The sequence below is a fragment of the Curvibacter sp. GW821-FHT09D12 genome (assembly GCF_059416245.1).
Genome location: NZ_JBWKOU010000004.1, coordinates 334,802 through 352,863, shown reverse-complemented (window position 1 = coordinate 352,863; position 18,062 = coordinate 334,802). Strand labels below are relative to the sequence as shown.

General features: G+C 61.2%; 20 protein-coding genes. 4 read left to right on the top strand and 16 right to left on the bottom strand.

Translation table 11 applies throughout. The features are described from left to right. Window positions 1–72: 72 nt before the first annotated feature. From AC07PT_RS08780 to AC07PT_RS08765, 4 genes are read right to left on the bottom strand one after another with little or no spacing between them, the layout of a single operon-like run. Window positions 73–399 carry a HigA family addiction module antitoxin gene (locus AC07PT_RS08780; RefSeq protein ID WP_494656525.1) on the bottom strand — a complete coding sequence of 109 codons (327 nt, stop codon included), beginning with the start codon at window positions 397–399 and terminating at the stop codon, window positions 73–75. Between the two features lie 16 nt (window positions 400–415). Beyond that, complete coding sequence (locus AC07PT_RS08775; RefSeq protein WP_494656448.1) at window positions 416–730, bottom strand: addiction module antidote protein; 315 nt, start codon at window positions 728–730, stop codon at window positions 416–418. Then, window positions 727–1,050 carry a type II toxin-antitoxin system RelE/ParE family toxin gene (locus tag AC07PT_RS08770; RefSeq protein WP_494656447.1) on the bottom strand — a complete coding sequence of 108 codons (324 nt, stop codon included), beginning with the start codon at window positions 1,048–1,050 and terminating at the stop codon, window positions 727–729. The genes AC07PT_RS08775 and AC07PT_RS08770 overlap by 4 nt, the downstream gene beginning before the upstream one ends. 22 nt (window positions 1,051–1,072) lie before the next feature. Further along, a complete protein-coding gene (locus AC07PT_RS08765) occupies window positions 1,073–2,392 on the bottom strand; it encodes a tyrosine-type recombinase/integrase (RefSeq protein ID WP_494656446.1) in 1,320 nt (439 codons plus the stop codon). A gap of 423 nt (window positions 2,393–2,815) precedes the next feature. On the opposite strand from AC07PT_RS08765, the gene AC07PT_RS08760 reads away from it, so the two are divergent. Both AC07PT_RS08760 and AC07PT_RS08755 read left to right on the top strand, forming a co-directional pair. Further along, window positions 2,816–3,016: a hypothetical protein gene (locus AC07PT_RS08760; protein WP_494656444.1), complete on the top strand. Its 201-nt coding sequence runs from the start codon at window positions 2,816–2,818 to the stop codon at window positions 3,014–3,016. Window positions 3,017–3,190: 174 nt separating this feature from the next. Then, window positions 3,191–3,613 carry a hypothetical protein gene (locus tag AC07PT_RS08755; protein WP_494656443.1) on the top strand — a complete coding sequence of 141 codons (423 nt, stop codon included), beginning with the start codon at window positions 3,191–3,193 and terminating at the stop codon, window positions 3,611–3,613. Between the two features lie 90 nt (window positions 3,614–3,703). Here AC07PT_RS08755 and AC07PT_RS08750 read toward each other — a convergent pair whose 3' ends face one another. From AC07PT_RS08750 to AC07PT_RS08735, 4 genes are all read right to left on the bottom strand, one after another. Next, window positions 3,704–4,138, bottom strand: coding sequence for a hypothetical protein (locus AC07PT_RS08750; protein ID WP_494656442.1), 435 nt, complete (start codon window positions 4,136–4,138; stop codon window positions 3,704–3,706). A 313-nt stretch (window positions 4,139–4,451) separates the two neighbouring features. After that, entirely contained in the window at window positions 4,452–4,952 is a 501-nt protein-coding gene (locus AC07PT_RS08745; RefSeq protein ID WP_494656441.1) for a hypothetical protein, read from the bottom strand. Window positions 4,953–5,038: 86 nt separating this feature from the next. Continuing rightward, on the bottom strand, window positions 5,039–5,233 hold the full coding sequence (locus tag AC07PT_RS08740) for a hypothetical protein (RefSeq protein ID WP_494656440.1): 195 nt from the start codon (window positions 5,231–5,233) through the stop codon (window positions 5,039–5,041). Window positions 5,234–5,236: 3 nt separating this feature from the next. Beyond that, complete coding sequence (locus AC07PT_RS08735) at window positions 5,237–5,434, bottom strand: hypothetical protein (RefSeq protein WP_494656439.1); 198 nt, start codon at window positions 5,432–5,434, stop codon at window positions 5,237–5,239. 361 nt (window positions 5,435–5,795) lie between these two features. Between AC07PT_RS08735 and AC07PT_RS08730 the strand changes: the two genes are divergently transcribed. Continuing rightward, window positions 5,796–6,068, top strand: coding sequence for a helix-turn-helix domain-containing protein (locus AC07PT_RS08730; RefSeq protein ID WP_494656438.1), 273 nt, complete (start codon window positions 5,796–5,798; stop codon window positions 6,066–6,068). A gap of 7 nt (window positions 6,069–6,075) precedes the next feature. Here the strand turns inward: AC07PT_RS08730 and AC07PT_RS08725 are convergent, their stop codons facing one another. From AC07PT_RS08725 to AC07PT_RS08700, 6 genes are all read right to left on the bottom strand, one after another. Next, window positions 6,076–8,145 carry an LPD38 domain-containing protein gene (locus tag AC07PT_RS08725; protein WP_494656437.1) on the bottom strand — a complete coding sequence of 690 codons (2,070 nt, stop codon included), beginning with the start codon at window positions 8,143–8,145 and terminating at the stop codon, window positions 6,076–6,078. A gap of 454 nt (window positions 8,146–8,599) precedes the next feature. Further along, window positions 8,600–11,134 (bottom strand): bifunctional DNA primase/polymerase, encoded by a 2,535-nt coding sequence (locus AC07PT_RS08720; RefSeq protein WP_494656436.1) that lies wholly within the window; start codon window positions 11,132–11,134, stop codon window positions 8,600–8,602. Between the two features lie 8 nt (window positions 11,135–11,142). After that, a complete protein-coding gene (locus AC07PT_RS08715) occupies window positions 11,143–11,574 on the bottom strand; it encodes a helix-turn-helix transcriptional regulator (RefSeq protein ID WP_494656435.1) in 432 nt (143 codons plus the stop codon). 63 nt (window positions 11,575–11,637) lie between these two features. Next, a complete protein-coding gene (locus AC07PT_RS08710; protein WP_494656434.1) occupies window positions 11,638–11,856 on the bottom strand; it encodes a helix-turn-helix domain-containing protein in 219 nt (72 codons plus the stop codon). Between the two features lie 99 nt (window positions 11,857–11,955). Beyond that, on the bottom strand, window positions 11,956–12,309 hold the full coding sequence (locus AC07PT_RS08705; protein ID WP_494656433.1) for a hypothetical protein: 354 nt from the start codon (window positions 12,307–12,309) through the stop codon (window positions 11,956–11,958). Window positions 12,310–12,317: 8 nt separating this feature from the next. Continuing rightward, window positions 12,318–13,541 (bottom strand): tyrosine-type recombinase/integrase, encoded by a 1,224-nt coding sequence (locus AC07PT_RS08700; protein ID WP_494656432.1) that lies wholly within the window; start codon window positions 13,539–13,541, stop codon window positions 12,318–12,320. 302 nt (window positions 13,542–13,843) lie between these two features. Here AC07PT_RS08700 and AC07PT_RS08695 point away from each other — a divergent pair, with 302 nt between their 5' ends. Beyond that, window positions 13,844–14,083: a hypothetical protein gene (locus AC07PT_RS08695; protein WP_494656431.1), complete on the top strand. Its 240-nt coding sequence runs from the start codon at window positions 13,844–13,846 to the stop codon at window positions 14,081–14,083. Between the two features lie 381 nt (window positions 14,084–14,464). Here the strand turns inward: AC07PT_RS08695 and AC07PT_RS08690 are convergent, their stop codons facing one another. Both AC07PT_RS08690 and AC07PT_RS08685 read right to left on the bottom strand, forming a co-directional pair. After that, window positions 14,465–15,520, bottom strand: a complete 1,056-nt coding sequence (locus AC07PT_RS08690; RefSeq protein WP_494656430.1) for a hypothetical protein — start codon at window positions 15,518–15,520, stop codon at window positions 14,465–14,467. Then, window positions 15,517–17,832 (bottom strand): sulfotransferase, encoded by a 2,316-nt coding sequence (locus AC07PT_RS08685; protein WP_494656429.1) that lies wholly within the window; start codon window positions 17,830–17,832, stop codon window positions 15,517–15,519. The genes AC07PT_RS08690 and AC07PT_RS08685 overlap by 4 nt, the downstream gene beginning before the upstream one ends. Between the last annotated feature and the right edge of the window lie 230 nt (window positions 17,833–18,062).

Genomic DNA, 18,062 nt, shown 5'->3' with positions numbered 1-18,062 from the left:
CAAAGAAGCAGCCCCAGCAGGCGGGTAGGGTTCTCCGCTTTTCGGTTCGCGGGCCTAGCTGGGGCAAACCAATCAGACGTGTGCAGCCTCAGGCGCGGCCGGCGCTGGTTGAACGTGCAGCGGCGCCTTCTTGAACCGCTGCGCCACCTGCCAAACGTCATAAGCGCTCTGCTCGGCCAACCACACCCTCGCATCGCCACCACGCTCAACACCCAGCCAAGCCTGAAGGCGCAGCGCCATTTCCGGTGAGATGGCGGCACGGCCATTCAGCACACGGGACAAGGCCACGCGCGACACATCCAACTGCTGGGCGGCCTCGGTGACGCTGAGACCCAGGGCGGGCAAAACGTCATCGCGCAGGGTCAGACCTGGGTGTGGGGGGTTGAACATGTGGGCCATGGGCACTGCGAGTCCATCAAGCATGGGCGACTTCTGAACCAACTGGCGCCACGCTCAGGCGCAGGCCCACTGCGTGGAGCACCTTGCTCACGGTCTCGATGGTTGGGTTCCCGTTTTCACTCAGCGCCTTGAACAAGGTCTTGTCGCCCAGATCGGCACGACGGGCCACCTCGGCCATGCCGTGGGCCTTGGCAACCTGCCGAAGCGCCAGCAGCAGCGCACCAGGCGCGTCATCTTCCATGACGGCCTCAATGTAGGCGGCAGCCTCTGCCGGGTCCTTCAGGGCCTCAAGCAGTGAAGCCTCGTAGCTTTTGTCGCGCGGTGCGTTCATGGCTTTCCCCTTTGTTTCCAGTCGTCCAAATACCCAATGGCCTGGCTGATTGCACGCTCCTGGTCGCTCTTGTCACTGCCACAAAGCAGCAGCACGAGCACGGGGCCCTGCCGACTCAGATAGACCCGGTATCCAGGCCCATGATCAATGCGCAGTTCTTGAACGCCGTCCCGAAGTGGTTTGCAATCGCCGAAATTCCCCGCCTCTACCCGGGCCACCCTGGCACGGATCTTGGCCCTGGCCAGCCGGTCAGGGAGAGCAGCCAGCCAATACTCAAACGGTGCGTGCCCCTGACCATCCGTGTAGATTCGAATTTCCATGATGGTATCTTAAAGAATACTTTCAAGCCACAGCCTGCAATTTCCCTGGCTGCAAGGTGGCATCGAACTGAACCCCGGCGAGTTCCAGAATGTGCGCCTCTATGCGCTCCGCAAAGGGTCGCAGGTCGTCAATCGGCAGGATGGCATAACCGTCCGCGGTGCCAGATGGCCGGTGCCCCTGGATCTGATCGACGGCACCATGCGGCACCACGCTACGGCCGCGCTGCTTGTACGCCCGGCGCAAGCCGTGGAAGGTCAAGTGTTCGATGCCCACGCTCCGCAACACCCGCTCATGGCTGGAGCGCACATCCACAATGCGGCCCGTCTTGCCGGTACTCGCAAACACGAAGTCATTGGCGCGGGGCAGAGTCGCCAGCAGCTGCGCCAGGTAGGGGGTGAGTGGAATGGTGCGGGTAGTGCCCACCTTGTCGGCCAGGGTCAACTTGCGCCATTGAAAGTCCACGTTCGCCCAGGTGAGGGCTGCCAGTTCTTCCCGACGAGCCCCTGTCAGCAGCAATGCCTGCAGGTACAGGCCAGCGGTGCGGTTCGGCAGTTGCGAAGCCTCTGCCCACCATCCACGCATCTGCGCCGACTCCAGCACATCGGTGCGGCGGGTGTTGGTGGGCAGATCCTCAAGGATGGCAGCCGCCCGGCCGGCGTCGCGATCAGTGAGGCTTCGATATTCAGGCCGGCCTGAGCACCAGCGCAGGAAGCCCCGGAACATCATCAAGGCCCTGGTGGCCTGATGCCGGCCCGCTTTGGCTTCCTGATCAAACCAGACCTTCAGCACGTCCTCGTCAATCGAGGCCAGCGGCAGCGCCATCAGAGGAAACAGCGGCCCAGGCCGGGTAACGCCCTGCCCTCGCTTCTTGGGCTCACCACCTGGGGAGGCCATGGCCACAAGGTCGGCGCGGTATCGGGGCTTCCAGGCTTCACGGCGCTTCGGGCGCCCCTGTTCAAGGTAGATCGGCCAAACATCCCCGACCGCAATGGCGGCAACCCTTTCCGCCTCGATCTGGGCGGCATGCTCGGCTGCCTGCTCGGCCTCCCTCGCCAGGGCTTCCCGCTTCGGCGCACGCGGATCTCGGCCCTCATCGATCATCCGCTGATACTCCCGGGCTTTGGCCTGGGCCAGACTGATGGACCATGCATCGGTGCCACCAATGGTCACGCGCACCGACTTGCCGTTGAACTCACCTTGAAAGACGTAGGCAGGCTTGCCGGCTGGTGTGACACGGAGCCCAAGGCCTGGAGAACTGGCATCCCACATGAACGCCTGCGCTTTGCCTTCGGGGCACTTGAACCCAGCAATACGAGCTGCAGTGAAAGGGACCTTGGCCACGATGCTCCTTGATGCCTTACATCAACAGGATGTAAGGGCGGATGTAAGACGGAATTCCAAAAAGAACCGAACAAGCATCAACACCAAAGAAGCCAATATCCGATGTAATGTGTTGATTTATATTGATTCTACCAACACCGATCAACACCACCAAACACCATCATCCAATCATTCGTAATGAGAAGGTCGGGTGTTCGATTCATCTCTCCGGCACCATCAAAAAGTCTTTGTAATTCAACGAGTTACAAAGCAGCAAGGAACCCAGCCTCGTGCTGGGTTTTTTGTTTCGGCTAGCACTGGGCTAGCAGTTTTCGTTAAACAGCGTTAAGGCGCAGCTCCAAAAAGCCAGTTGCTGGACCCCCAACCTGGCAAGGAACCCCCCCCACGGACCAACTCTCCCAACTCGGCATCGAACTGCCCAGCGTGGCCTACATCATCGGCGCCGTGCTGTTCGGTTTGGTGGGCATGGTGGCCTGGCGGCACGGCCGGCGAACCACCCGGCCCGCTGTGACATGGACCGGCCTGGGCCTGATGCTCTACCCCTATGCGGTCACAGAAACGTGGATGCTCTGGGCGGTGGGGGTGGCCTTGTGTGTCTGGCTGTACCTGAAGTGGGGCGAGTGAGACCGGGCGACCCCTTGCGGGATTGCTCAAGGAGGTGAAGCAAGGTCAGCCGATGGGCCGGCGTTGCGATGGCAGGCCCTGGGCCTGCGGACACCACCCAGAGCCTGAGGCAGATCCCCCCAGCGCCATCCACCTTTGCCCATAATGCCGACATCAACAACAGGGAGGAACGCCATGAAAAAGGCTTTGGCATGTCTGCTGTCGGCCGTCGTGCTGGCAGGGTGCGCAATCACGAATGAAACATCGGTTGTCGTTGGCCAGGTGCGGCCAGCCACCACACCAGAGCAGGTGAAGCTCTACACCAAACCCCCGGCCAAGTATGAGGATGTCGCCTTGGTCTCTGCCGATGCGGCGCACGACTTCATGTCCAAGCAGGAACTGATGAACATCTCGATCGCCAAGCTCAAGGCGGAAGCTGCGAGGGTGGGCGCCAATGGGATCTTGCTGGACAACGTGGGCGATCTTGCCTTGGGGGCGGCCGGGCTTGCCGTCGCCCAGCCATTGGGGCGCAAGGGCGCTGCCATGGCCTGGGGGAGTTCGACCAACAGAACCGGTAAGCAAGCCAGCGGCATGGCCATCTACGTGACTGAGGAGTGAGCCAGGTAGGCCGCTCCGCCCTGGGGGCGACCACCAGCGGCCGCCCCCGGCTAGATCGCCAAGGGAGTGAATCCTGCACTTGGCCGATCATCACCTGCAGTTGGTTTGGATCACCCCGCCCAAATTCTGCGACGTGCAATTGACCGGAGCCGTGGGCTGGGCTGGCTGCAGCATCTGCAAGGCACGATCGGTCTCAGCCTGGGCATTGCGCCGGCGCTCCTCCGCCAGGCGCTGGGCGGCAATGTTCTGCTGTGCGTCCTGTCGCTGAGCCACCTCAGCTGCGGCCCGGGCCTCCTGACTCAACCGGGTCCGCTCGGCAATGAACTGCCCGTAATTGAAGTCGCCCCCATAGAGCTTGGCGATGGCGAGCAGCAGGCCGGCGTTCGCGTTCGCCACCGCGTTTTGTGCCCACTGGGGGGCCGCGGCCATGAACTTCTCGCCCGACTGCGCGCAGAGCTGCCGGGCAAACCCCCATTGGCGCAAGGCCTCCTTTTCTTCCGCTGTCGGTAGGTCCTTGCTGGCCATCATCTCGATCGTGGCCTTGTCGCTGCGCGAGAGGGATCCAAGGCGCGGAAGAAGAGGGGCAAACCTGGGGTTCGTGTCAAAGGTGGCGTAACAGGCCAGTGATGGGTTGACTGCTCGAGGCTGAGCCTGCGGCGGTGTGTTCTGCATGGTCTGGCAACCGGTGAGGGCCAGCAATGCCACAAGTGTCCAATTTTTCATATTCCTCCCTGCCTTCGCGGCATACTGATTTTTGGATTTATCCCGCTATGGTAGCCGGTCAAAACAAAAAACCCAGCATGTAGCTGGGTTCAACACTGCCGCCGCGATGGTGCTTTTAGCCACCGCTCGGAAGGTATACCTGATCGAGCCAATGAATACCAAACTTGGCCAAGTTCAGATCACCAAGCAATACCTCCAGATCGCCTGTCACGTTGTACCTGGCGAGATCGCGCAAGCGCAGAAACTGGCTCTCTCGGACATGAATCAGAATGTGATCTTCAGTTTCCCAAGCAACAAACGAACGCTCTGAACCCCGTCTGAAAATTGGCTGGAATGTGAAGCCATTGATATGCGGAACCTTGAACACGGTGGGCGATGCGCCACGAAGCTGACGCATCAGTGCAAGTTTCTCATTGGCATCAAGGGGGGCCTTCAAGATCCGATACAAGGCAACACCACAAAAGAGGCCGGCCTCTACGAGGGTGAACCCGCCAGGTCGCCAATTCTGCTGCAAGACAGTTGGTAATGCATCCACTGGGCTGCCAAATAGCAAAGAAGGAAACAGGCGCTGCCGTGGATCCTGGTAGTAAGGGATGGGTGGGGTTTCTGATTTCATGCCTGCGATTCTCAGCAGGCCGATTCAATTCGATCACAAAAAAGCCCGGGAGAACCCGGGCTCGACGGTGCGTGCAATGCCTGGCGTTACTCCGGGATCGCATCCCTGGCTGAAGCCACCGCGCCGCCCAAAAGCCCGAGCACCAGCGTCAGACCTGTCGCAGCTTCCTCACACAGCGCCTGGGTAGCCAGGTGGTCGGCGGATACCTCCAGCAACGCCAGCACCGCTTCGACGTTGTTCAGCGTGTCGGCCGAGGACGAGCCAATCAGAGTATTTGCCATGGTTCATGCCCTCCCTTGAGTCGTGTGCAGCAGATTCAAGGCAGCCAGCGCCTGACTTGCCTTGCGGCTAGCACCGCTCAAATCGGTAGCGGGTTGGCGGAGGTAGTGCAGAGCCAGTGCCAGGCTGTTGACTGCCCTGGCATGGATCTGGATCGGATCGGGCGCGCTGGGCGTTGAGTGGGTGACGATTACTGTGGTCATGGGTTCAGCTCCTGATTGAGTTGGAAACCCACCCTCTGAACTTTCGACGGACAAGGGGTGGGGATTGGGATGTTCGAAACATGGAAATCAGCCCATGCCGCCCGCCTTCCGGCAAAGCGCATCCCAACCCCCGAAAACTGGTGATGGTAACTCCATTGACGCCGGAGTGAGGCGCTGATTTATGGTGTTTCGAGCACCGAAGAGAATATTAAATCAAAAACAAGATATTTTAGCGAAAAACGATTCAAATCGAGAATTAATCAATATCCACGTGAATACTGAGCATTACTCAATGAGAAATCGAGATTTTCTCAATATTGGATTTTGATAATATATGGAGCAAATAAATGGAGTGCAAAACATGAAGCCCGAAGGATCGACAGTGAGCGTGCCCGAAGCGGCTGAGCTACTTTGCATTCATCCGAACTCCGTTTGTCGGCTGATTACCGCCGGTACGCTGCCCGCGGCGAAGATCGGGCGTGCCTACGTGATGCTGTATCGGGATGTGATGGCATTCGCAATCCAGCAGATCGAACACCAGACCCGCCAGCGCATGCATGGAATGCCGACTGGCCAGGACTTGCCAGCCCCACCGCCCCGGCGCAAGCGGCGCAAAGGCCGGCCGGGGTGGTGACGGCCTGTCAGTGGGCTGGAGTTGCCGCCTTGGCCTGTGCTGCCTTGGAATCCCGCACGGCGGCCTTGAGCAGGGTGTTTCTGGCCGCCATCAAGGCATCCAGCTTTTCCCGCTTCTGATCTGCGTTCAGCTTGCCGTCCCGGCGAACATCGCGCATCTCGGCGTTGATGCCCCTGAGGTTCTCGCTGGCCCGGGTCAGCGGTGAAAACTCGGTAGCCAGGGGCTCCCTTTCCTTCTCGTCGGCCAGGTCCTGGTGCCCCATTTTGTCCAGGCCACGCATCGTGCCGCGCAGTCGTTTGGCCTCACCCAGCATGTCGTAGAACTCGGTCTCGTACCGGGTGGTCTTGGCCGGCTCCTGAGCAACGAAGCGGCGCAACACCGGCATTTGATCCGCGCGCATGGCCGGCTTGTCGGCCCCGGGCATGGCCTCATCGGCCAGCATCAGCCCGTACACCGCCCAGGTGTTGAGGTAGCCCCGCAGCAGGGCCTCTGTCCGCACTGGGTTGACCTGCAGAGCCTCGGGCAGGTTGCGAGTGGCCATGCCCGCCGCCTTGAGCGCTTCGCTGGTGCTGGGCTTGGCACGCATGAAAGGCTGCTCGTTCTCCATGCCTGGCGTCTCGATGGGGGCGCCCGTGAAGCTGTTCTTGTTGGCGTACTGCTCGACCACCGGGGCGATGATCTGGGGCATCAGGTTCAGGCTGAACGTCTGCCCAATGACCCGTACCAGGTCTTTGCCGAAGCCGAGCGGGTCGCCGGTCAGGGTCTTCTCCACGGCCCGCTCTGCCACCGAAGCCATGGCGCCGATCTCCCAGGTCTTGGGGAACCGAAAATGCTGGTCACCGACGAAGAAATGCCAATGGCTGTCACGGTCCCAGTCGGGCAGATCCTGGTACCGGGGATCGGAGCGGTTGAGCAGGTAGAGGCCCATCGAAAACAGCGCCATGACCCCCGCCTTTGCAGCGATCCCGGCCCGGTTAGGGTCATGAGCCAGCCCACGGTAGAGTCGATCCATGGAGAGCATGGCGGGCTTGAGGAACATCACCGTGTCGTAGAGGAAGTTGAGCGCCTGGCTGTCGCCCCGCATGGCAAAGTCGGTCGACACCTCGCGCGCCAGGTAGGCGGCATGCCGGGGGTTCTGCCCGGCCTCAATAGCCCGGCGGTATTCGCCCAGCCTGGTGCTGGTCTCGAAGGCATCGGCGATGTTCTCGACCATCCCCAGCAGCTTCTCGGGTGCGTCCAACACGGTCAGGTAATCGATGCCCTGGCTCCGGTAGAACTTCTCCAAGCTGGTGCGCAACTTGGTTGAGTCTAGATAGATCGAGGACATGCCCCCACCGTTGGCCAAAAAGTCCTTGTAAATGGGATCGTTGGTCATCCGCAGGCGCATGCCCTGCAGGCTGTCCACCACCGGCCGGAAGCCCGCCCGACTCATCACCCCGCCCATCAGGGTGTCGCGCGCGATGTTGGCGATCATGAAGTCAGGGGTGAGCGTGATCGAGGCCTGCCCGATGCGCTTGGGCAGGCCCAGCAGCTTCACGACCCAGCTTTGCACAGGACGATCGAGCGCAGACATGGCACGGTACAGCACTGGGTCTGCCACCTCGTAGAAGGTCGGTTTGCCGTTGTTCAGCACCGCCACGACGTTGTTGCCGGCCGGCGCCTGGTTGCCCATGAAGAATTCCAGCATGCCGGGCGCGGCACCCAACTGGGCCTCCAGATCAGCGATGACATCGAAGGCGGCCGGGTCGTGCTTGTCGATCCCCATGGCCTTGAGGATGCCGTCCAGCACGGCCTCTTTCTGAAGCCGCACCGGCCGGCTCTCGGGGGGGATCTTGGTCATGAACTTGCCTGCACCGCGCTCACCCTCGGCCAGGGCTGCGATCTTCTGCCGGGCCTCGTTCTTCATGGCCTTCTCGATCAGTAGCGCCGCATTGCTGGTCATGTTGCCCAGGATGTCGCGCAGGTTCTCAGTACCCCCGGTGAGCGCCTTGATGCCGCTCCAGTCACCCGGCTTGGCCGCGTAGCCCCCAGCCTGCCCCACCCGGTGGAAGGGCATGTAGGACTGCCGCTGCCACATGGCGCGGGACTCCCGATTGATGACACCGGCAGGCGCCAGGAGGGGATCTGCTCATTCGTCGGCCGGGGGGACCGGAGGCCGTGGCGGCCTGAAAGTATTGAGCCCATTTTGTCGAGAAAGATTGAGGGTTGTGATGAGGCACAGCGGCTTTGGACTCGCAACTCACAATTGGCTTGCGAGTCGATAAGTTCTTTGTGAATCAATGAGTTATGCAGGACTCGCAAACTCGCAAATTCCGGCTGCTGGGTCCATGTGGTTGGTATGGCCGAAGCAATAGACATTTGATCTGGGGTGGACTGCGAGTTTGCGAGTCGATCACAACAAATTGAACATGAGGTATGAATTGAAATAAAAATTCCCCTTACATATCAATCAGTTAGCCTAAATTCATGATGAGAAAATCTTGAGATTCCGGACTCGCAAGAAGGCTGCGAGTCCGTGCGAGTCGTCGGGGTCAATCCTCAGGGATCTGGTACAGCGCGCCCTGCGTGGCCAGCTCGCCCTGCAGCAGCTCGCCCTGCAACTTGATCACCGCCTTCGTCTCCACCAATGTGTCCATGAGCTCGGAGAACTGGCGGGCCTTCATGTGGCTGAGTTTGAGCAAGACGGTGTGCGGCATCATCCCGGCCTTCATGTGGGCCTCCAGATGCAGTTGCTTGCTACCAGGCTTGTAGCTTTTGACACCTCGGATCCATTTGAGAATCTTCTTCACCTCTTTTTGGAACTCGTTTTCTGAGACGTTGGCCTCCACCTCGTCCACCAGCTTGTAGTCGTACTGGCGCACGTAGTTGATGGCCCAAGCCATATGCGGCGCCATCACCTCGGTGTTGCCCGGGTTCTCGGCCTTGCACACGATCATGGCCAGCTTCATGGCTTTTTCAGCAGTGCGATTCAGAACAACGTCCAACCTGGGGTCATTGAGGCTGTCCTTCTTTACGACGAGCTCATGGTTCAAGGCATCCACCAAAGTCATACAAGCATCGCTGATACGCAGCTCGATGGTGGTGGCTTCCTGCTCCGCCAGGCTCAGCTTGCCCAGATCGCCCTGCACCACGGTGGTGGCGTGCACGGCCTTGCACCAGTCGATGATCTTCTGGGGCGGGTGTGTTTTGGGTTGGTAGATAGGAACCTGGCGCGGCTGCTTGCTCTCCACCACGATGCACCGGCCCAGGAAGCCGTCTTGCACCAGGTCGGTGGTCAGGTTCTCGTAGAAGGTGCCCGGCGTGGTGGCCCCCAGCAGGGTGATGGCCGGGTTGTGCACCACGCGATCGGTTGATTGGCTGGCCTTGGCCAGGTCGCTCATGCTCGAGTAGGTGGGGGGGCGCAGCACGCTGTCCTGGCGTCCGAAACATTCAAGCAGCTTGTCGATTGCCGCCTCGCCGTGGGCATTGCCCTTGGCCCGGCTGGATTTCAGCAGCTTGCCCATCTCATCGATGGTGGCGATGTGAGCCGGGCTGCGCATCAGGGCCGTGTGAATTGCCCCAGGACTGGTGTAGCCGGAGCCCCCGATCAGCTTCTGCAGGCCCGCAGCTGTCAAAACCTTACCGACGCATTCCTGGGGGTGCTCTTTCCCCTCACCAGACTTGGCGATCATGATCAGGAACAGGCTGGTGAAGTTGCCGTACTGGCTGCGGTAGCACCGACCCATGACCACGCTGCACAGGGCGATGGCCGCGGCCAGGCTCAGCTCGGGCTGGGCCCTGGGGGCCGTGGCCGTGATCCAGCGCGCGATGTCGCCCAGGATGCCAGGGGCACCAGTGATGAAGGCGGGCACGGCGGGGGCCGGGTCGAAGCTGGTAGTGGCCGGCAGGATCACGGGGGCCGGGGCCTCGACCGATTGGGGCTTGGCCTTGAGCCAGGGCAGCATGGGCGGCTGGGGGGCAGGAGTGGGCTGGCCAGGCGCTGCGCCGATGGCCACGCCGCCCACCGTCATGGTGATGGGCTCGGGCTCCATGCTGGGCAGGCACAGGCGCAGCGATTCGGTGGCCTTGGCGAAGGTCAGCCCATTGGCATACATCACCAGGTCGATGGGGGTCATGCCGTAGTTGCCGCCCCAGTCCATGATGCCTTCCGGATGGATGCCCACGTTCGGGTTCTTGGCCCCCCGCCAGGTGGCGATGGCGCGGTATCCCTCGGCATGTGGCTTGGCCGTGGGCACGATCTTGGGCACCCAGGCGCCCAGGTTCGCCAGGGCATGCTGGTTCAGGTCGTGGAAATACTGCTCTTGGATGGAGCGGTCCCCAGAGATCCTGTCGGGCGTGTCCTTGGGGCCACGGGCCGGCTTCTGGTACTGGCGGTCCTCTTCGGTCTGGTATGGGGCCAGCACCCGCTCGACCTGGCTGATGAAGTCGTCGGGCAGGCGGGGCAGTTCCTCGATGCTGAGGATGTTGTCCAGGGTCTCTTCGGACAGCCACACGTAGTTGCAGCCGCTGGGGTGAGCCGTGGGGGGCACCACGGTCTGGCGCCCATCGGACAGGATGTCCAGCACCCGGTGGCCGCCCACGTCGAATGACTTGGAGGGCTCACCGTTGTAGAGGTAGAACTTGGTCCAGCCTTTCTCGCCTTTCTTGGCCACGGGGCTGTAGGGGATGATGGCGTTCAGGGCGTCATTGCCACCGGCGGGCAGGTCGTAGTCCTTGTCCAGGGCCACGATGCGCGACAGCTTGCCGCAGACAACGCCGATGCCGGAGTTGGGCCAGCGTTCCCAGTGCTCCAGCTCGATGCTGGTGGGCATGCGATCGGCGAAGCGTGTCCATTCGGACATGCCTCGCCAGCCATCGGCCTGGGACCACTGGCCCGGCTTCTTGCTGCCGGCAGCGATGGGCACGACGCTGATGCCGCGTTCGATGTACTTCCAGCCGAACTCGGCAAATACTGACGGCTCGGGAGCGGATGCTTGCCCATCCACCCCACTTGCGAGAAAATCACCGCGTTCCTGCTGTTTTTCCTGAGAGGCCTTGCTGGTTGCCGCCAGCGGGCCTCTTTTCATTTGGGCATTCATCGTCCGCCCGCCTTTCTGGCGGCGGCACGCTGCTCAATCCACTGGTCTATCTCGGCACGGATCCAACGCCTGGACCGTCCAACGATGATGGGCTTTGGGAAATCCTCCTGGCGCGACACCGCGCGTGCAGTGCATAGGCCAACCCGCAGCAGCTCCTGCAACTCCGAAAACGTGGTCAGGGGAGGCTGGTAGGACGGTCGTCGGGGCTCAGGCTCTGGGTCGGGGGGCGTAGCATCGGAAGGGCCCGCAGCAGGCTCTCCAGGCGCAGCAGACGCGCCACCGCCGCCCGCTTCGGGCATGTCGTTGGTGATGGCCGGCATGGCGGCCTTGGGGACTTTGCGGGTGTCGCAGATACGAAGGCGATGAATGGCGTCAGCGTAGTGGCTGAGGTTGCCCATGGTGGGCACGTAGGAAAGGCGAATGGTCATTGCGGGACTGGCTCGGGCTGGATGATCGAATTAGCGAATATCAGAGATATTTAGCTATTCGATTCAGGCAGTGGCCCCCGAAGCGCGGATGCGCGCTTCCAGCCATGCCTCCAAATCCGAGTGGCGATACCGGACGTTCCGGCCCACTTTGACGAAAGGGAGCCCGTATCGACCAGTGCTCCGCCATACCGCAAGTGTTCCTGTTGTCACACCAAGAATGGCAGCAGCGCTTTTGTCGTCAAGCAGGTTGGCTGAAGCTTGAATGATTTGACCGATGGTCATGGTTACCTCACATTGGCCGCTGTTAACGTTGCGGCATGTGGGGTATGGTCAATTAAGGTCGTTATCCTCGCTACTGCAAAGTTCGCCGACTTTTTGCAGTCACTCAATCAGTCGCCAAACGGCGCGATCAGACACATTGAACTTAAGTGCTGCCTCGCGGACTGCAGTTGTCTTGTTCGCACCCGCCTTGATCCGTGCGTTCACATCAGTCCGGACTACGAAATCCTTGACCCAGCCATCGTTCGGAGCAAAGGTCCCTGTTTCTGCAAAATCTTCCAACCGCGACAACAGGAACTCAATGTCATCCGCATGGTGGAAGTGCTGGGCTTCAGGAGCGGCATCTGGATTCAAGCACACACACCCATCAGCCGAACGTTGGGCAGCCCGGTACAACTCAACGAGGTGACGTGCTCGGTCACGTTCATCGCTGTCCGCTTTGCGCAAGACTTTCACGCTGGGCCTCATTCGGGTACTACCTTAGGATGCAGCCCGGCCGCTTCAAAAATCGCTGCTGTGGCCATGTTCACAGACTGACGCACAGGGTCTAAATCCAGCCGGGCGTAGATTGCCGTCGCCTGATGTGTCTTGTGATTCAGGCTCTTCCCAATGATCGGCAGGCTGGCGCCGCTGCGGGCTTGCCAACTGCCAAGGGTGCGCCGGAGGTCATGGATGCGCAGATTGGCGATTCCAGCGGCCTCCAGCAGCTTGGCCCACGCGCCTTTCGGTTCAACGATGTGACCCGTCTTGCCGGTGCCAGGGAACACAAAGGAAGATGAGCCCGCACCCTCCTTCCGCGCCTTCAGCACCTGCGCAGCCTCTGGGCTCAACGTAACGTTCTGGGGCGTGCCGTTCTTGGTCTTGGCAATGCGCCAGATGCCGGCCTCAAGGTCAACGTCAGACCAGGCCATGGCGCAAACATTGGAGCGGCGGGCCCCGGTCAGCAGCGCCAGCACGAAAAGATCGCGCATTGACTCGTTCGGCATGTCCGCCAGCGCCTTGAAAAAGGCCGGCAACTCGTCGACCTGTAGGAAGCGATCGCGCTGCACTGACTGGTTCTTCTTCACGCGCCCGGCTGGATTGGGGCCGGCGAAGACCTCCGCGTCCAGCATGTAGACGTACACCGCAGAGATCAGCGCCACGCACTTGTCAGCCTGGGCCGGGCTCTTCTTGCTCACCTTGGCGTGAATGGCCTTCACCTCAGTGCGCTCGATAGCCGATAGCTTTTTGCCCTTGATGCCGTCCAGGTGCAAGCGCAGCAGGTCTTGATAATCCTTCTTGGTCTTGGGGCTGATGGGGCTCCCATCACGCTTGCGCTTGCCGGCCAGGAACTCCGTGAGTGCCTCGCTGAAAGTTGGTACAGCTTTCAGGGCACGCTTGACGGCCGCCGGATTTGCTCCGGTAGCGAACTCTCCAAGAACCCTTTGCGCCTCGGCCCGAGCCTGCTCGACCGTCATGTCGGGAAAAACACCAAGCTTGACCCACACCATCGACGCGTCCGCACGCTTGACGACATAAAACGTCTTGGCGCCAGTGTGAGTGATCCGAACTGCCAATTTCGGCACTTCAGTGTCATAGACAGTGAGTCGCTTGCCAGCAGCTGGCGCTGGGATAGTGCTGACTGAAGTTTTCGTGAACCTCATCTTTGCCATTTCATAGCCTTCAAGAATCCAGAATGCGGCTAGCATCGGGCTAGCACCGGCTATCAAATTTGAGCAAACTCAGTGATAGCCCGTTAAACGAATTCTACCCCTAAGACTATGATTTATATGAGACTGTTAAGGTTTGTTAATTAGCATGAAACACCGAGCCCACTGATTCGTAATGAGAAGGTCGGGTGTTCGATTCATCTCTCCGGCACCAAGTCTGACAAGGAAACCCCGCTATCGAATAGGTAGCGGGGTTTTTCTTTTCCTGGGTCATGTAGCCACCATGTAGCCAGCGGTACATAGTTTTCGGCCTCTTTTGCCGACTCAAGGGACTTCGATCCATGGACCAACTTTCCCAACTCGGCATCGAACTGCCCAGCATGGCCTACATCATCGGCGCCGTGCTGTTCGGCCTGGTGGGCATGGTGGCTTGGCGTCATGGCCGGCGAACCAGCCGCCCTGCAGTGACCTGGACGGGCCTGGGTCTGATGTTCTACCCCTATGCGATCACGGAAACATGGATGCTCTGGGCGGTAGGCATAGCCTTGTGCGTGCGGCTGTACCTGAAGTGGAATGAGTGAGGCCGGACAGCCACACAAAAAGAAAATCCGGCACTTTGGCCAAGTGAACCCTTGCGGGCTTGCTCAGGGAGGAAAAGCAAGGTCAGCCGATGGGCTGACACTTCGATCATAGGGCCAGGGGGATTGCATCACCCAGTCGCTCACGTTGGAACTGACGCATCGGCCAATATCTTTGCCCAAACCACCTGGCTCAGCCGATGCCCAGCCTGGCCACCAACGCACTTAGACCGGCTAACACGACCGGTCCATGAGCGGAGGACAGATGATGATTTGAGGCCCATTCGGCAGGCTGTTACAGATCAAATGCCTTGTGCTGGGCACGCATGGGCATGGGGATGGAGACCGGGGCCGCCGCCGAACGGTTCGCCCCGCGCAAGCACCTCAACTTTGAGTGTCCGCCTGCGGGTTTTTGCGGCGCCGAATGCCGGCCGCAACTACCACCAGACCGCCGAGTGCCACCAACGCCGCCCCGTTCAGTCCTGGCACGGCCTGCACGTCCGGTGTCGCCGCCATGTAAGTCCAGTTGGCGATGGACTGCAATTCAGTCGGCCCCAAATCCGCCAGATAGCCAGCCTGTTGCAGCGACGCCATGTCATTGAAGGTTGGCGCACTGGCGATGGCCGCCTGACGGGTGGCGGACAACTGCACGAGCGACATCACGCGTTGTGTTCCACCCGGCGGCACCGTGACATTGAAGATTTGGTAGGGATTGTCGTCGCCGTCGGTATATCCGGCGGAGCTTGCCTTTTGCATACCGACCAGGGTGATGATGGGGTCCGAAACAGGGCCGCCGAGTGGGGTGGGACGCTGGTAAGAAATCACCCAGTTGTCCACGCCCGGATTGAACACCGTATCGCCGTTGCTGGTCTTCACAATGGTGGTGTTAGCGTCGGAACCCAGGTTGTTGTAGTTGGCCACCTGAACTGTGATGGCCGCGCCGGTGGGGTTTTGCAGGATGAGTATGGACCGTGCTACTGCCTTGCCGGCCGGGAAGTAAATTTGCCCGGTGACGGTGAGGCCTTGCAGTGTTTGCGCCTGGCCAGTCACGGTAACTGCCTGGCCCGGCGTCGGGCTGGAAGGCGTCACCACTGCACCACCCACTGCGTTATAGCCCCCGATGGCATGATTAGTCTCGCCAGGTAGTTGTACGTGCCAGCTCATGGCGCCATCGAAGGCGTCGTTCAGTGTTTGAGTGCCACCGGCGTCCGTCAGCATCGGAGCCGTGCCCGAGGCCTCGCTGAACCCCCAGCCCGAGGAGGTGGTCTGGAAGGTGATGTTGGTGTTAATGAACCACTTGAAGCCGCCCGAGACGACTTGTTTTGAGCCCGTCGCGGCCGCAGCTGAGCCGGGGGCCAGGCCGACACTGCCGCCCAGCAGAGCCAGGCTGGAGAGTCGGGAAAACTCACGCATACGCAGTTTGGAAAACGAGGAGGTCATGGATCAGCTCTTTCTTGAGGGAATTGCGGGGCAAAGACAGTCGAGGCTCCTGTCCCGTCGTGGGCCAGAGCGGCGCAGACCGGCTCCAGCATTCGTTCATAACGCTGCCAGCGCGCCACCGCGCGCCGGTACATGGGCTGGCGTACCTGGTTGACGCTGGCGGTGCGCACCAATCGCCTGGTTTCGAAAAACGAGAGGCATCGCTCGTCCCACGGCAGACCAACGGCGTTGAGCAACCGCTGCGACTCGCCGCGTTGGTCGGCTACAAGGCGCTCGTAGCGCAGGGCATGCAGGCGAACAGGCAGCACCCGCGTCCAATGCGCCATGAGGCGGCGGTACTGACGGATGCGGTGAACCAGATGCTCCATGTCATTGGCCCAGACGATCTTGGAAAAATCCGTCAACCAGCAGGACAATGCGACGTCGCGCAAGTCGCGCTGGCAATGCACGAAGTGCGCGTGCGGAAACAGCACCGCCAGCCAGCCCAGGAGGCTGTAGTTGTCCGGCATTTTGTCCACCACGCGCGCGGCGTCCTGGTTCAGTTGCGCCAGAGCCTCTAAGTGCCACTGCGCTGCGGCGTACACGGCCTCACGCGACGCGCCGGGCAGCCAATCGAGCGGCCCTCCGACCGATTGGCCCATCCGCTCGGCCAGCAGCTTGAAGCCTTGTGCGGCGAAAGTACGTTCCCCGGCACCGTAGGCCTGGGGGTGGCTGGCAATGATTTGCTCTGCAAGCGTGGTCCCGGAACGTGGCATGCCCACGATGAAGACCGGCCGCTCGCTGGCAGAGCCATGACCGGCCAAGCGGGCAAACAGCTCGGGAGTGAAAATCTGGATGGTCTGGTCGACATAGGCCTCGTATGCGGCGGGGTCGTAGCGCTCGTTGCGTTGCGACTTGCCGCTTTTGCCCAAATGGTTGGCCTGCACCATGTGAGCGGCCGCGTTGTCCCAGGCTTTGGTGGTATCGAAATAGGTGGCCAGGCCAAAGTGCAGCCGCGAGCGCTGCAGCGCATGCAAGTGCGGCTTGTCGAGCAGGGCCAGCGCGGCATTCTTGAGTGGTGCGTCCGCTCTGGTCTTGGCCATGCGCAACAAACCCACCAGCGCGGGAATGCACTCCGCATGACAGGCCAAGGCCGCGCGGTAGCTGTCCATCGCCGGAGCGGTTTCACCGGCTTTGGCCAACGCATGTCCCAGAGCGGCATGCAACTGTGCCGATTGCGGCGCCTGTGCGATCGCGGCACGGTAGTCGGCCAGTGCGCCCGCGCCGTCGCCAAGGCCCAGCTTGGCGGCACCTCGCAGGCTGAGTGCATGGGGTCGGCCCGGGGCGCGCTGCAGCACATCGTCCAGCATGCGCAGGGCCAGCGTGTGCTGATCGGTCTTGATGGCTAGGTTGGCCAAGCACTCTTGGGCATCCAGATGCCCCTCGCTCAACTGCAATACGCGCTGGAACCATTGCCGCGCTTCGTCAGGCTCACCCAACTCGTCCCAAGCCATGCCTACAAACAATGCTGCCCGCGGGGAAGATGGCGTGCGCTCGATGGCCTGCTCCAGCGCTTCCATGGCTTCTTGAAGTTGCCCGCATTCCAGCCGCACGCGACCGAGGTTTTGCAGAACCACGCTGTCACGCTCGCGGGTGGGCGCATGTGCATCGGGGTTGACCTGCAGCGCAGCTTGTTCGCAGAAATGCAGGGCTTGGTCTATGCGCCCTTGACGAAACAGCATCCAGCCCAGGTGCTGCAGGACATGTCCATGTTGCGGCTCGGTGGCCAGCACCTCGCGGTAGGCCTGCTCCGCATCACCATGCGCGCGCCGCTGGCGCAGCGTGTCTGCCAGACACAGCAGGGCCAGGCTCCAGCCAGGCCGCAACTGCAAGGCGCAACGCGCCTCCGCCTCCGCCTGCGCCAGATCGCCCTGCGCCAGTGCGATGGCGGCGAGATTGGCATGGGCCTCGGCCATATCCGGAGTCAGCGCCAGCGCGTGGGCAGCAGCGCGCCGTGCTTCTGGCAACAGCATGGCGCTCAGCAGCACCGCCGCCAGATTGCAAGAAATGCGTTCGTCCGAAGGCGCCAGTGCGCCAGCTGTCTGCATCAACCGTGTAGCAGTGTTGATGTCACCCATGGCATGAGCCAGCATGCCGCGCAGGTGCAACGCCTCCACATGCCCAGGCGCCGCCCGCAGCGCCGCGTCGTAGTGCTGGCTGGCCAACGGCAGGTCGCCAGCGCGCTGGGCCTCCAGTCCGGCCATGGTGTGCAGGTGTGCCGCCGTGCCGACACCCGCTTGCTGGGTCGCGATACATTCAAGCTCGGACCTCATGACACACCCGGCTGTGTGCTGACTACTTGCCGCACTTGTTTGGGTGCCTGCACGTACGACAGGTCTTCGGCGGTGTACACGTTGGATCGCATGGGTGACTCGCAGGAACTGCCCTCGGTGAATTTGGATAGGTCCTAATACTGTGTCCCGCCATGCAGTGACGTGCCCACAAAATCCTCAATGCTCGGATTCAGTAAAGAACCGAAAAAGACGGCGCGCATGCGCCTGCT

Excerpts from the sequence above, each read along its gene's own strand:
- AC07PT_RS08755 (WP_494656443.1), top strand. The coding sequence starts at position 3,191 with ATGAAAAAGGCTTTGGCATGTCTGCTGTCGGCCGTCGTGCTGGCAGGG.
- AC07PT_RS08690 (WP_494656430.1), bottom strand. The coding sequence starts at position 15,520 with ATGACCTCCTCGTTTTCCAAACTGCGTATGCGTGAGTTTTCCCGACTC.
- AC07PT_RS08695 (WP_494656431.1), top strand. The coding sequence starts at position 13,844 with ATGGACCAACTTTCCCAACTCGGCATCGAACTGCCCAGCATGGCCTAC.
- AC07PT_RS08750 (WP_494656442.1), bottom strand. The coding sequence starts at position 4,138 with ATGGCCAGCAAGGACCTACCGACAGCGGAAGAAAAGGAGGCCTTGCGC.
- AC07PT_RS08780 (WP_494656525.1), bottom strand. The coding sequence starts at position 399 with ATGGCCCACATGTTCAACCCCCCACACCCAGGTCTGACCCTGCGCGAT.
- AC07PT_RS08720 (WP_494656436.1), bottom strand. The coding sequence starts at position 11,134 with ATGAAAAGAGGCCCGCTGGCGGCAACCAGCAAGGCCTCTCAGGAAAAA.
- AC07PT_RS08685 (WP_494656429.1), bottom strand. The coding sequence starts at position 17,832 with ATGAGGTCCGAGCTTGAATGTATCGCGACCCAGCAAGCGGGTGTCGGC.
- AC07PT_RS08700 (WP_494656432.1), bottom strand. The coding sequence starts at position 13,541 with ATGCTAGCCGCATTCTGGATTCTTGAAGGCTATGAAATGGCAAAGATG.
- AC07PT_RS08730 (WP_494656438.1), top strand. The coding sequence starts at position 5,796 with ATGAAGCCCGAAGGATCGACAGTGAGCGTGCCCGAAGCGGCTGAGCTA.
- AC07PT_RS08725 (WP_494656437.1), bottom strand. The coding sequence starts at position 8,145 with ATGTGGCAGCGGCAGTCCTACATGCCCTTCCACCGGGTGGGGCAGGCT.
- AC07PT_RS08735 (WP_494656439.1), bottom strand. The coding sequence starts at position 5,434 with ATGACCACAGTAATCGTCACCCACTCAACGCCCAGCGCGCCCGATCCG.
- AC07PT_RS08715 (WP_494656435.1), bottom strand. The coding sequence starts at position 11,574 with ATGACCATTCGCCTTTCCTACGTGCCCACCATGGGCAACCTCAGCCAC.
- AC07PT_RS08710 (WP_494656434.1), bottom strand. The coding sequence starts at position 11,856 with ATGACCATCGGTCAAATCATTCAAGCTTCAGCCAACCTGCTTGACGAC.
- AC07PT_RS08745 (WP_494656441.1), bottom strand. The coding sequence starts at position 4,952 with ATGAAATCAGAAACCCCACCCATCCCTTACTACCAGGATCCACGGCAG.
- AC07PT_RS08775 (WP_494656448.1), bottom strand. The coding sequence starts at position 730 with ATGAACGCACCGCGCGACAAAAGCTACGAGGCTTCACTGCTTGAGGCC.
- AC07PT_RS08740 (WP_494656440.1), bottom strand. The coding sequence starts at position 5,233 with ATGGCAAATACTCTGATTGGCTCGTCCTCGGCCGACACGCTGAACAAC.
- AC07PT_RS08770 (WP_494656447.1), bottom strand. The coding sequence starts at position 1,050 with ATGGAAATTCGAATCTACACGGATGGTCAGGGGCACGCACCGTTTGAG.